Below are 13,200 nucleotides of genomic sequence, written 5' to 3'. Positions count from 1 at the left end.
ACAGTCGACCCGATGGCAGCTCCGACCTGGGTGGCGCGCGTGCCACCGGTCGCGGCGGCGGCCGTCGTTCTCATCGCGGTCCAACTGATCGTCCGCGCAGTCCTGGCGTTCGGCGGCTACTTCTACTGGGACGACCTGATCCTGGTGGGCCGGGCCGGTACCCAGGACCTGCTGTCGCCGTCGTATCTGTTCGACGACCACGACGGTCACGTCATGCCCGGCGCGTTCCTGGTGGCCGGCGTGATCACCCGGCTGGCCCCGCTGGTGTGGGCCTGGCCGGCGGCCAGCCTGGTGGTGCTACAGCTGGTGGCATCGCTGTCGGTGTTACGGACCTTGTATGTGATTCTCGGCTGGCGTCCGGTGCTGTTGATTCCACTGTGTTTCGCCCTGTTGACTCCGCTTGGGATACCCGGATTCGCCTGGTGGGCAGCGGCTTTGAACTCACTACCGATGCTGGCGGCGATGGCCTGGGTATGTGCCGACGCAATCCTGTTGGTGCGCACCGGAAATCGGCGTTACGCAATCACCGGCATGGTGGTGTATTTCGGCGGCCTGCTGTTCTTCGAGAAGTCCGCCGTCATTCCGTTCGTCGCGTTCGCGGTGGCCGCGCTGCTCTACCACGTGCAAGGCGAGGCCGCCGCTGTGCGCACAGTCTTGCGCCGCGGCCTGCGGTTATGGGCACCGGCACTGACATTGACTGCCGCGTGGGTGGTGGTGTACCTGCTGGTTGTCGACCACCGGCGGTGGAGTTCGGACCTTGCGATGACGTGGGATCTGTTGCGCCGCTCGGTCACCCACGGGATCGTGCCCGGGTTGATCGGCGGGCCGTGGCAATGGCAGCGGTGGGCCCCAGCCTCGCCGTGGGCGGTTCCCCCGGTATCGGCGATGGTGCTGGGCTGGCTGGCGCTCGCTGCGGTTGTGGTGGTGTCATTGCTGCGAAAACAGCGGATCGGACCGGTGTGGCTGGTGGCCGCCGGGTACGCGGTAGCCTGCCAGATCCCGATCTATCTGCTGCGCTCGTCGAAGTTCACCGCCCTGGAATTGGCACAAACTCTGCGCTACTTCCCCGATTTGGTGATCGTGCTGACCCTGCTCGCCGCGGTGGGATTCTGCGCGCCCAACCGCGTGGGTTCGGTGTGGCTGAACGTCTCGCGCACCCGTACCGCCGTCGCGGCGTGTGCGGTCCTCGCGTTCGCGGCCAGCAGCCTGTATTCGACGTCGACATTCCTGACCAGTTGGCGCGACAACCCGGCACAGCCCTACCTGCAGAACGCGATTCGCGGGCTGGCGCAGGCGAGAGCGTCCTCGTCGGCGCCGCTGCTCGATCAGGAGGTCGACCCACTGGTGCTGCAGCGCGTCGCCTACCCGGAGAACCTGGCGAGCCATATGTTCGCTCTGATCCGCAACAGGCCCGAATTTTCCAAGTCCACAACACAATTACGCATGCTCGATACAAGCGGACGCTTGGTGGACGCCAATGTCACCTGGGTCCGCACCATCGTGGTAGGCCCGGTGCCGGGGTGCGGCTATTTTGCGCAACCGGACACCGCGGTACGGATGCCACTGGACGGGCCACTACTGCCCGCGGAGTGGACCGCCGAGATCAACTACCTGGCCAACAGCGAGGGTTCGATGCTGATGTCGCTGACCGAGGGCCCCGAAACCAAGGTGGCGGTGCACCCCGGGCTGAACCGGGTCTTCGTGCGACTGTCCGGGGCCGGCGACGCGATCACGGTACGGGCCGCGACCGCCGCGCTATCGCTGTGCCTGGCCTCGGGACCGGTCGGGTATCTGGCGCCACGCCAGTGACGCCACGGCGGGCCGGCGGCGGATTCTCCGCCCCGGCATTACGTGCGGCGGCCCGCGGTGTGCCAAAGTAGTTTGCATGTCTAACTTACGCGAGGACGGTTTACGAGTTTTCCGGGAGATGCTGCCCGGAACGCTGCCCGACGGCGACATCGAGTTCGATGGCTTCGCCCCTGAATTGATGGAAATCGGAGTCGAGAGCGTTTTCGGCCGCTTGTGGACTCGGGAGGGGCTCGGCCGCCGCGATCGAAGCCTGGTGACGCTGGGCATCCTGATTGCGCTGCGCGCCACCGAGGAGATGAAGGCGCACTTCCGGATCGCCAGGCAGAACGGGCTGTCCGACGACGAACTCGCCGAGGTGATTTACCACGCGAGCGGGTACGCCGGCTTCCCGGCGGCGGCGACGGCTCGCAACATCGCCGCGGCGGAACTCGGCAAGGCGTAGCTGAGCCACCTAGGAGAATCGAACTCCTGACCTATTCATTACGAGTGAATCGCTCTACCGACTGAGCTAAGGTGGCGCGGCCAGGGCGATGAGCGCTTGCGCGAAGAGCATTTCGCCCAGGGCCGAGCAGTGAGTCTACAGGTCCGAACGCAGTGCCTGACCCACGGTCGCCACCAGCGCATCGACGGCGAACTTGGGCTTGACGTTCATGGCCAGCGCCTCGCGGCACTCGAGCACCGCCTCGATGCAGCGCAACAGCCGATCCGGGGACGTGTGCGCGGCCATCGCCGCCACCTTCTCGGCCATGTCGGGATGATTCGGTGCTACCGAACCGGCTCCATTGGCCACCAGCAGAGCGTCCCGGAAGTAGGTGGCCAAGTCGATCAGCGCGCGGTCCAGGGCGTCCCGCGAGGCCCGCGTCTGGCGAGACTTCTGTCGCCGCTCGAGATCCTTGATCGCGCCAGTCGCGCCGCGCAGCGCGCCCGCGGTGCCCTTGCCCGTACCGCCGGCACCCAGTGCGGTGCGCAGCTCCTCGGCCTCGGCCTCGTCGCGGCCGATATTGAGCGCCTTGGCTTCAGCCTCGGCAGTGGCCACCAGCTCTTCGGCGGCCGCATAGGCCCGCGACGGGGTGGCGGCGTCCCGCGCCAGCCGGAGCGCGCGGGAACGGCGATCCCGGGCATCGGGATCGGTGGCCAGGCGGCGGGCCCGTCCGACATGTCCACCACTGATCGACGCCGCCCACTGCGCCTCCTGCGCGGACAGGCCATCGTTGTCGATCAGTACCTGCGCAATCGCCGCCGTCGGCGGCGTCACCAGCGCCACGTGCCGGCACCGCGACCGCAGGGTGATCGCAATGTCCTCGGGGTCCACCGACGGCGCGCACAGCAGGAACACTGTCGACGGCGGCGGCTCCTCGACCACCTTGAGCAGTGCGTTCGCCGCCCCCTCGGTGAGACGATCGGCGTCCTCGATCACCACGATCTGCCAGCGACCGGTGCTGGGCCTGCGGGAGGCGATCTGCACGATCGTGCGCATCTCGTCGACGCCGATCGACAGCCCTTCGGGAACGATGCGTCGCACGTCGCCGTGGGTCCCGGCCATCGTCGTGGTGCACGCGCGGCACTCCCCGCAGCCCGGGGTGCCCTCCGCCGTGCACTGCAGGGCGGCAGCGAAGCATTGCGCCGCCACCGAGCGTCCCGACCCCGGCGGGCCGGTGATCAGCCAGGCATGTGTCATCGTCCCGGTGGCGACCACATCGTGAGCGGAATCACCCCGGGCCGCCCGTGCGGCACCCACCAGCTCGGCTTCCACCGCACTTTGGCCAACCAGCCGCGCGAAAACTCCGGTCATCGCCTCAAACACTAGTGCGCAGCAATGACACAACCCGTGTCCACCAGGTTTCGAAGATGCGGATCGGTCGTCCTGTACCGATACGGTGGGCGGGTGACCACCGCGCAGCTCAGCCCGGGGCGAATCAGTGGATTCGTCCGCTGGGTGGCGCGCACGCCGTGGCCGGTATTCACCCTGGGCATGCTGCAGGCCGACATCATCGGCGCATTACTGGTGCTGGGGTTCCTGCGGTTCGGCCTCCCGCCGTCGGATCGGGTCATGCTGCAAGACCTGCCGACGCTCAACCTCGTCATCTTCTTGAGTTATCTGTTCATCTCGTTCGGCGTCGGCGCGTTCGTCAGCCTCAAGCTGCTCGTTCCGGTGTTCCGCTGGCAACGCCGCGACGCACTGCTCGCCGACGACGACCCGGCCACCACCGAGCAGGCGCGACTTCGTGCCCTACGGATGCCGGCCTACCGGTTCTATATCAGCATGACGAACTGGGTGCTGGGAGCCATCGTCTTCATCGCCGCCAGCTGGCCGGTCGCCAGCCACGCCGCGCCCGTGCTGGCGGTGGCGACACTGCTGGGCGCCACCGCCACGGCGATCATCGGCTACCTGCAGTCCGAGCGGGTGCTGCGCCCAGTCGCCGTCGCGGCGCTGCGCAGCGGCGTCCCGGAGGGGTTCAGTCGGCCGGGGGTGGTGCTGCGGCTCGTGGCGACCTGGCTGCTGTCCACCGGGGTGCCACTGCTGGCCATCGTGCTCTCGATCGTGGCCAGCAAGTTCTCGCTACTGGCGGCCTCCGCGGACGCCCTGTCCACGCCGATCCTGCTGATGGCCGTCGCCGCGCTGGTGGTCGGCCTGACCGGCAATGTGCTCGCGGCCATGTCGATCGCCGACCCGCTGCGCCAGCTGCGCTGGGCGCTCGGAGAGGTACAGCGCGGCAACTACAACGCCCACATGCAGATCTACGACGCCAGTGAGCTCGGCCTGCTGCAGGCCGGCTTCAACGACATGGTTCGCGATCTGAGCGAACGGCAGCGGCTCCGCGACCTGTTCGGGCGCTATGTCGGCGAAGATGTCGCCCGGCGGGCGCTGGAACGCGGCACCGAGCTCGGCGGCCAGGAACGTGACGTCGCGGTGCTGTTCGTCGACCTGGTCGGGTCGACCCAACTGGCCGCGTCACGACCTCCGAGCGAGGTCGTGAGCATGCTCAACGAGTTCTTCCGGGTGGTGGTCGAGACCGTCAAGAAGCACGGCGGCTTCGTCAACAAGTTCCAGGGCGACGCGGCACTGTGCATCTTCGGTGCCCCGATCGAGCATCCCGACGCCTCCGGTGCGGCGCTGGCGGCCTCCCGGGAACTACACGACGAGCTGGTCGGCGTGCTCGGCCAGACCGAATTCGGTATCGGGGTGTCGGCTGGACGGGCGATCGCCGGACACATCGGCGCGCAAGCCCGCTTCGAGTACACGGTGATCGGTGACCCCGTCAACGAGGCCGCGCGGCTGACCGAGCTGGCCAAGCTCGAGGGCGGTCACGTGCTGGCGTCGGCGATCGCCGTCAGCGGCGCTCTGGACGCCGAGGCGCTGTGCTGGAACGTCGGCGAGATCGTCGAACTGCGCGGCCGCCGGGCGCCCACCCAGTTGGCCCGTCCGGTGAACCTGGTGCTGCCGAGCGACGCCAGCGAGAGCGAAACCGTTACCGGCTAGCGTCGCCACCCCGAAATCGACGAAATGTTGCGGTTCACTCGAACTTTCGCGGCCTATCGTCGGTTTGGGCGGGATGAGGTCACGCTTTTTTGGCAGGGGCCTTCTTGCGTGCCGCCTTCTTCGCGGGAGCCTTCTTCTTGACCGGGCCACGGGCCCGGCGATCGGCGAGAAGTTCCGAGGCCCGCTCGTCGGTGATGGACAGGACGTCGTCGCCCTTGCGCAGGCTGGCGTTGGTCTCGCCGTCGGTGACGTACGGGCCGAACCGCCCGTCCTTGATCACCATCGGCTGGCCGGACGCCGGGTCCACACCCAATTCCCGCAGCGGCGGCGCCGAGGCACCTTGGCGGCCGCGGCGTTTGGGCTCGGCGTAGATCTTCAAAGCCTCTTCGAGGGTGATGTCGAAGATCTGGTCCTCGGTGGCCAGTGAACGAGAGTCGGTGCCGCGCTTGAGGTATGGCCCGTAGCGGCCGTTCTGTGCGGTGATCTCCTCGCCGTTGGCGGGGTCCACACCGACGACCCGCGGCAGCGAGATCAGTTTGAGCGCGTCCTCGAGGGTCACGGTCTGCAGGTCCATCGATCGCAGCAGTGAGCCGGTGCGCGGCTTCGGACCGGTCGGCTTCTTGCCCTTCTTGGCGCCGACACCGCCCTCCTCCTCCGGCGGCGGGGGCAGCACCTCGGTGACGTAAGGCCCGTATCTGCCGTCCTTGGCCACGATCTCGTGGCCGGTTTCGGGATCCACGCCGAGCACGCGGCCCTCCTGCGGTGTCGCGAAGAGGGTTTCGGCCAATTCCAGGGTCAGCTCGTCAGGCGTGATCTCGTCGCTGAGGTTGGCCCGTTGGGGCTTGAGCTCACCCTCGTCGTCGGTGATCATCCGCTCCAGGTACGGACCGTTCTTACCGACCCGCACCACGATCGAGCGTCCCTGCTCATCGTCAAAGAGCTTGATGGAGTTGACTTCTCGCGCGTCGATACCTTCGAGATTGACACCCACCAGCTTCTTGAGGCCACCGGCGCGGGCGATGGAATCCGCGACCCCGTGTTCGCCGCCGAAGTAGAAGTTGGACAGCCAGTTGGTACGGCGTTCCTGGCCGGCGGCGATCTCGTCGAGCTCGTCTTCCATGGCGGCGGTGAAGTCGTAGTCCACCAACCGACCGAAGTGCTGTTCGAGCAGCCCGGTCACCGCGAACGCCACCCAGGAGGGCACCAGCGCGCTGCCCTTCTTGTGCACGTAGCCGCGATCCTGGATCGTCTTGATGATCGAGGAATACGTTGAGGGACGGCCGATTCCGAGATCCTCGAGGGCCTTGATCAACGACGCCTCGGTGTAACGGGCCGGCGGGTTTGTGGTGTGCCCGTCGGCGTTGAGCCGGGTGGCGTCCACCCGTTGGCCCTGCCGCAGCTGCGGCAGCCGGCTTTCGGCGTCGTCGGCCTCACCGCCGGCCAGTTCGTCGACGGTCTCGACGTAGGCCTTGAGGAAGCCGGGGAACGTGATGGTGCGACCGCTGGCGCTGAAGGTCACCTCGCGCCCGTCGGCGGATGTCGCTGGATCCAATGTCGTCGGCCGAGCGACTCCGGCGATCCGCAGGCTCAGCGTGGTGCCCCGCGCGTCGGCCATCTGGGAGGCCACGGTGCGCTGCCAGATCAGCTCGTAGAGCCGGAACTCGTCGGTGTCGAGTTCACGGTGCAACGCACCGGGGGTGGCGAAGGTATCGCCTGCGGGCCGGATGGCCTCGTGCGCCTCCTGGGCGTTCTTGACCTTGCGGGTGTACTGCCGCGGCGACGGGTGGACGTATTCGTCGCCGTAGAGCTGGCGGGCCTGATTGCGCGCGGCGTTGATGGCCGACTCCGACAACGTCGTCGAGTCGGTACGCATATAGGTGATGTAGCCGTTCTCGTAGAGCCGCTGCGCGATGCTCATCGTGCGCTCGGAGGAGAACCGCAGCTTGCGGCCCGCCTCCTGCTGCAGCGTGGAGGTCATGAACGGGGGATACGGCCGGCGGGTGTAGGGCTTCTCCTCCACCGAGGCGACGGTCAGACTGGAGCCCTGCAGGCCGGTGGCCAGCGAGCCCGCCGCGGCCTCGTCGAGCACCACCACCTCGTCGGGCTTGCGCACCGCGCCGAGGGAGTCGAAGTCCCGCCCGGTGGCCACCCGTTTGCCCTCGACGTTGACCAGTCGAGCGGTAAACCGCGGCGGTGCGGCGTTGGGATCCGAGACGCTGGCGTCGAGCTCGGCGATCACATCCCAGTAGGAGGCGCTGCGGAAGGCCATCCGGTCGCGTTCACGCTGCACGATGATCCGGGTCGCGACGGACTGCACCCGACCCGCCGACAGCTTCGGGGCGACCTTCTTCCACAGCACGGGGCTGACCTCGTAGCCGTACAGCCGGTCGAGGATGCGACGGGTCTCCTGGGCGTCGACCAGGTCGTTGTCCAGGTCGCGGGGATGCTCGGCGGCCGCCCGGATGGCCGGCTCGGTGATCTCGTGGAAGACCATCCGCTTGACCGGAACACGGGGTTTGAGGGTCTCCAGCAGGTGCCAGGCGATGGCTTCGCCCTCCCGGTCACCGTCGGTGGCCAGATAGAGCTCGTCGACGTCCTTGAGTAGGCCTTTGAGCTCGGTGACGGTGCTCTTCTTGTCGGGGCTGATGATGTACAGCGGCTCGAAGTTGTCCTCGACGTTGACGCCGAGGCGCGCCCATGGCTCGGATTTGTACTTGGCGGGCACGTCGGCGGCGTTGCGCGGCAGGTCGCGGATGTGCCCGCGGGATGACTCGACGATGTAGTTGGAGCCCAGGTAACCGGCTATCTTGCGCGCTTTGGTGGGCGACTCGACGATGACGAGCCGCCGGACGCTCCCGTTGCCGCTTGCGCGGGTTCCCTCGTCAGCCAACTGCGCTTACGCTCCACTTCTGTCTACCCACGGGTACCCCCTACCCGCGGGCACCTGACAATTTCGCACCCCGGAGGAGTCAACGCAAACTGACCCTCGCAGGGGAATCTCTCAGATCCGGGGCCACGCTGACAACGCCTCGATCAAATTCGGTGGTTCCCCCACGGTTTCTACCAGGCGTGATAGCCGGCGACGGCCGCTTATTCGCAGGGCCGGCCGGGCGCCTCGAGTGCCGATCAGAGTCGGTGCGATACCGACCCGCATCAACGCCGATGCCAGCGGCGAGTGGGTGTCGGGGGCGTGCGGATCCAGTCCCAGCAGGTAGCGGTCGGCCTCCGGGACGCCCGCGGCTAGCGTCCAGGCCCGCAGCTCACGGGCCCCTGGCAGCCACTGGGGCGGCACTGTCTTGACCGCCCCCCTGGTCCAGTCGGTCGCGATCCCGACCAGCCGCGCATCCACAGCGGTGCGCACCAGCGGGTGGTCTTCGTCGGTGCGGGTGACCTCGGCTTCCAGCCCCGCCTCGGTGATCATCTCCGCCAGCGCCTGCGCCCGCCACTGCTCGTCGACGACCACCGACAGCCGGGCGCCGCCAGCGACCATCACCACCTGTCCGGTTGCCGCAAGCAACCCGGTGAGGTCGGCGACCGCAGGCGGCACCGACTCAGCCGAGAAGAAGGACAGCTGGCTCACGATTCGACAGTAAGGCAGTCAGCGACCGGCAGCGGTGCGGCTGCCAACGGGCGTGGCGCGTCCCCGACGGGACCGCCACGAACGAAAGCACCCCCGGCGATACCCGTCACCGGGACGCTCGGGGGTGTTTCCTGACGTCGTTGTTGATCAGATGGAGCGCACGCCTGTGGCCTGCGGTCCCTTGGGGCTCTGACCGACCTCGAACTCGACCCTCTGGTTCTCCTCAAGGGTGCGGAAGCCCGACCCCTGAATTTCCGTGTAGTGGACGAACACATCGGCAGAACCGTCCTCGGGAGCGATGAACCCGAAGCCCTTCTCCGCGTTGAACCACTTCACAGTTCCCTGTGGCATCTTTCGTACTTTCCTTCTCTTCCAACCGGGAGCGGCCGACCGAGTTTTCGGCAGACCGGGCCCGTTCCGACCGCCATCCTTCGTGGAGTCGTCGGAACTCACCCGACCTACAGACCCTCGCAGGAACCGCGATCGCAACGTCGATCCTGCGAGTGTTGGGACACGAACACAGAAGCTGCGACCGCCCTTATCCAATCATGTCCGGGGCTCTTGCGACAGTCTCGGTGCTACTAACTGATGAACAATTCGATACGGGGCTGTAGATATTTTTTCGAAAGGACTGATTTTCAAATGGTGAGTTTCGGCAGCGAGCTGCTCAAGGCAGCCGTCGCCGGCGCCGAATCGTCGCCCTCGGCGCTGCGCCATGTCGCCGAACTCCCGGCCCGTCAAGCCGAGAGTGCGGACTGGCCTGCCTGGGCCGATCCAGATGTGCTCCGCGCGTTCCATGATCACGGAATCCCCCGGCCGTGGTCGCATCAGGTCCACGCCGCCGAGCTCGCCCACTCAGGCCACCATGTCGTCATTAGCACCGGCACCGCATCGGGTAAGTCGCTGGCGTTCCAATTGCCGATCATGGATGCCCTGGCGCGTGATCCACGCGCCAGGGCGCTTTATTTGTCCCCCACCAAAGCGCTCGGCCACGATCAATTACGCACCGCCCATTCATTGACCACCGCGGTGGCCGCCCTGACCGATGTCGCCCCGACGTCCTATGACGGCGACACACAGGCCGAGGTACGCAGATTCGCCCGCGAACGGTCACGGTGGCTGTTCTCCAACCCGGATATGATTCACCTGTCGCTATTGCGCAATCATGCGCGCTGGGCGGTGTTCTTGCGCGGGCTGCGCTACATCGTGGTCGACGAATGCCATTATTACCGAGGGATTTTCGGGTCGAACGTGGCGATGGTCCTGCGCCGGCTGCTGCGATTGTGCGAGCGCTACGCCCCGGCCTCGGCACCAGGGCCCACCGTCATCTTCGCCAGCGCGACCACCGCCGCACCGGCCGACACGGCCGCCGAGCTGATCGGTCAGACCGTGACGGCGGTGACGCGGGATGGTTCACCGCACGGGGCGCGAACGGTGGCGCTGTGGGAGCCCGAACTGCGCACCGATCTGTTGGGCGAGAACGGGGCGCCGGTGCGGCGTTCGGCCGGCGCCGAAGCTGCCCGGATGATGGCCGATCTGGTTGCTGAGGGGGCCAGGACATTGACGTTCGTGCGGTCGCGGCGCGGTGCGGAACTGACGGCGTTGAACGCACGCGCCCGCCTCGAGGACGTCGCACCGCAGCTGTCGGAGACCGTCGCGTCTTACCGGGCGGGTTACCTCGCCGAGGACCGGCGCGCCCTGGAACGTGCGCTCACCGACGGTGAACTGCGCGGGCTGGCCACGACGAACGCGCTCGAACTCGGCATCGACATCGCGGGGCTGGATGCGGTGCTACTGGCGGGATTCCCGGGGACGGTCGCATCGTTCTGGCAACAGGCCGGCCGCTCGGGCCGGCGAGGCCAGGGTGCGCTGGTGGTCCTCATCGCGCGCGACGACCCGCTGGACACCTATCTGGTGCACCACCCGGAGGCGCTGCTGGACAAGCCGGTCGAACGGGTCGTCATCGATCCGGCCAACCCCTACGTCGTGGGCCCCCAGCTACTCTGCGCAGCAACGGAAATGCCGCTGGAGGAGGCGGAGGTCCGTCGCTGGCAGGCCGAGCCGGTGGCCACCGAACTCGTCGACGACGGTTTGCTGCGCCGGCGTGGCGGCAAATATTTCCCGGCTGCCGGGCTGGATCCGCACCCCGCGGTGGACATCCGGGGTACCGCCGGGGGTCACATCGCGATCGTCGAGACCGGCACCGGGCGGATGCTGGGCAACGCAGGCGCGGGCCAGGCTCCGGCGACCGTTCACCCCGGCGCCGTCTACCTACATCAAGGCGAGAGCTATGTCGTCGACTCGCTGAGCCTTTCCGACGGGGTGGCGTTCGTCCACGCCGAGGATCCCGGCTATTCCACGTTCGCCCGGGAGATCACCGATATCGCCATCACCGGAACCGGCGAACGCGTCCACTTCGACGCGGTGACGCTGGGCCTCGTCCCGGTCTCGGTGACCCACCGGGTAATCGGCTACCTGCGCCGGCGGCTGTCGGGGGAGGTCATCGACTTCGTCGAGCTCGACATGCCCGAACACTGTCTGCCCACCACGGCGGTGATGTACACGATCACTCCGGAAGCGTTGTCGGACAGCGGAATCGAACTGAAGAGAATCCCCGGCTCGCTGCACGCGGCCGAGCACGCCGCGATCGGCTTGTTACCGCTGGTGGCCAGCTGCGACCGTGGTGACATAGGTGGGCTGTCCACCGCCGTCGGCGCCGACGGATTGCCGACGGTATTCGTCTATGACGGACATCCCGGCGGGGCGGGTTTCGCCGAACGGGGCTACCGACTGGCCAGCACCTGGCTGGGCGCGACCGCCGCGGCGATCGAAGCGTGTGAATGCCCGCAGGGCTGCCCGTCATGCGTGCAGTCACCCAAGTGCGGCAATGGGAATGACCCGCTGGACAAAGGTGGCTCCGTACGGGTGCTCGAACTCGTTCTCGCCCAACTCGCCAGCGGCAGCGCCTGATCGACGGGCCGACCGGACCCCTCGAACGGTCAACTCCCATCTTGCGGACACGCCGCGCACGCTGGCGGGCGGCCCCGCACTGCCGGAGGCGTAGCGAAAATACCCAACTGGTCACCGCGGGCGCAAGGAAATCGGCGGCACAGCCGTTTGCTGGACCGGGTCATCCCCGTCTCACCTGCGGATTCCTCCGCTCGGCGTCCAGGTGAAACGCAGATGCCGCCGTTAAACTGCCTCCATGGCCCACGATTGGCTGCTGGTGGAGACACTCGGCACCGAGCCAGTGGTGGTCGCGCAGGGCCGGGAGATGAAGAACCTGGTGCCGCTGGCCATCTACTTGCGCCGCAGCCCCCATCTGGCCGCCATCCAGACCGCAATCGCCGAAACCGTGGCGACCGGTAAAAGCCTGGCCAGCATCACCCCGAAGAGCGATCGGGTAATCCGGACCGAGCCTGTCCAGATGTCCGACGGCCGGATGCACGGTGTGCACATGTGGATCGGTCCTGCCGATGCCGAGCCTCCGGATCGGCCGATCCCGGGGCCGTTGAAGTGGGACATCACGAGTGGCGTCGCGACCGATACCGCCGAATCGCTGGTCAACGCCGGCCGTGATCCGCTGGGGGAATCGACCCACGACATCGCGTTCGCCGAGGATCTCCCGGCCCGCAGCTTCAACAGCGACGAGGCCAATGTGCTGGCTTTGGCCAAGAACGAAGCTCCCGGCAGAACATATTGCACAACTTGGACTTTCAATGATGGCGGAGAGGAAATTCGAACAGGGTTCGTGGCGCGCACAGCCATCGAGGGCGCCGAGGACGGCACCGAGCATCTGATCGCCCGCGCGATCAACCTGCGTTGCGATGGGGACGAGGACGCCGTCCCCCGCGACCAGCTGGCGAAACGGGTCCTCGACAGCCTTTCGCAAGCCGGGGTACATCGCGCACTTATCGAGCTCAGCAACTGGCAGTTGCTGAAGTGGCTGGACGAGCCGTGCCCATATTACGACTGGCGTCACAGTGTCCAGTTCCATCCGGATGACCGCGACAAGCTGATCCCGATGGCCGAGGAGTTCGAGACCGGCAGCACCAGCCGGGTGTTGCGACTGCCGGGAGTCGGCAGTGGTTGGGTACCGATACACGTCACCGTCAACCGCATGGAGGTTGACAGCGACGTCTTCGCGGGCCTGATCACGCTGCGGCTGCCCACCGAGGCGGAGCTGGCCGAAGCGGGGCTGACCAACAGTTAGCCGGTCGCTAGGAGCCTGCTGAATTAGGGGTGTTTGGGGCGGGGTGCCTCAGAGCGCTCTGTGGCGCGTGTGTTCAGTCAGACCCGGAGGTCGACAATTCGAGGGTCACCCCGCCGT

9 protein-coding genes and 1 tRNA gene are annotated in these 13,200 nt (G+C 67.2%); 5 read left to right on the top strand and 5 right to left on the bottom strand.

All coding sequences use genetic code 11. From position 1 onward, the window contains the following. Positions 1-12 precede the first annotated feature (12 nt). Together ORI27_RS00050 and ORI27_RS00045 are read left to right on the top strand one after the other, a co-directional pair. The gene (locus tag ORI27_RS00050; RefSeq protein ID WP_265994830.1) at positions 13-1,809 is read left to right on the top strand and encodes a hypothetical protein; all 1,797 of its coding nucleotides are present in this window, start codon (positions 13-15) and stop codon (positions 1,807-1,809) included. A gap of 76 nt (positions 1,810-1,885) precedes the next feature. Then, entirely contained in the window at positions 1,886-2,251 is a 366-nt protein-coding gene (locus tag ORI27_RS00045; protein ID WP_265994831.1) for a carboxymuconolactone decarboxylase family protein, read from the top strand. A 3-nt stretch (positions 2,252-2,254) separates the two neighbouring features. On the opposite strand, the gene ORI27_RS00040 is transcribed toward ORI27_RS00045, so the two are convergent. Both ORI27_RS00040 and ORI27_RS00035 read right to left on the bottom strand, forming a co-directional pair. After that, positions 2,255-2,327: transfer RNA gene (locus ORI27_RS00040), tRNA-Thr, on the bottom strand. 59 nt (positions 2,328-2,386) lie between these two features. Beyond that, entirely contained in the window at positions 2,387-3,601 is a 1,215-nt protein-coding gene (locus ORI27_RS00035; protein WP_265994832.1) for a DNA polymerase III subunit delta', read from the bottom strand. Between the two features lie 24 nt (positions 3,602-3,625). Between ORI27_RS00035 and ORI27_RS00030 the strand changes: the two genes are divergently transcribed. Next, positions 3,626-5,290 (top strand): adenylate/guanylate cyclase domain-containing protein, encoded by a 1,665-nt coding sequence (locus ORI27_RS00030; protein ID WP_265994833.1) that lies wholly within the window; start codon positions 3,626-3,628, stop codon positions 5,288-5,290. A 79-nt stretch (positions 5,291-5,369) separates the two neighbouring features. Here ORI27_RS00030 and topA read toward each other — a convergent pair whose 3' ends face one another. From topA to ORI27_RS00015, 3 genes are all read right to left on the bottom strand, one after another. Beyond that, positions 5,370-8,180: a type I DNA topoisomerase gene (gene topA / locus ORI27_RS00025; RefSeq protein ID WP_265994834.1), complete on the bottom strand. Its 2,811-nt coding sequence runs from the start codon at positions 8,178-8,180 to the stop codon at positions 5,370-5,372. A gap of 111 nt (positions 8,181-8,291) precedes the next feature. Continuing rightward, positions 8,292-8,870 (bottom strand): hypothetical protein, encoded by a 579-nt coding sequence (locus tag ORI27_RS00020; RefSeq protein WP_265994835.1) that lies wholly within the window; start codon positions 8,868-8,870, stop codon positions 8,292-8,294. Between the two features lie 147 nt (positions 8,871-9,017). Continuing rightward, positions 9,018-9,221, bottom strand: coding sequence for a cold-shock protein (locus ORI27_RS00015; protein WP_003925183.1), 204 nt, complete (start codon positions 9,219-9,221; stop codon positions 9,018-9,020). A gap of 291 nt (positions 9,222-9,512) precedes the next feature. On the opposite strand from ORI27_RS00015, the gene ORI27_RS00010 reads away from it, so the two are divergent. Both ORI27_RS00010 and ORI27_RS00005 read left to right on the top strand, forming a co-directional pair. Next, a complete protein-coding gene (locus ORI27_RS00010; protein WP_265994836.1) occupies positions 9,513-11,840 on the top strand; it encodes a DEAD/DEAH box helicase in 2,328 nt (775 codons plus the stop codon). A 235-nt stretch (positions 11,841-12,075) separates the two neighbouring features. Then, entirely contained in the window at positions 12,076-13,083 is a 1,008-nt protein-coding gene (locus ORI27_RS00005; protein ID WP_265994837.1) for a PAS domain-containing protein, read from the top strand. The last annotated feature ends 117 nt before the right edge of the window (positions 13,084-13,200 follow it).

This window comes from Mycobacterium pinniadriaticum (assembly GCF_026242045.1).
Lineage (GTDB): Bacteria > Actinomycetota > Actinomycetes > Mycobacteriales > Mycobacteriaceae > Mycobacterium > Mycobacterium pinniadriaticum.
This window is presented reverse-complemented; position numbering and strand designations above follow the sequence as displayed.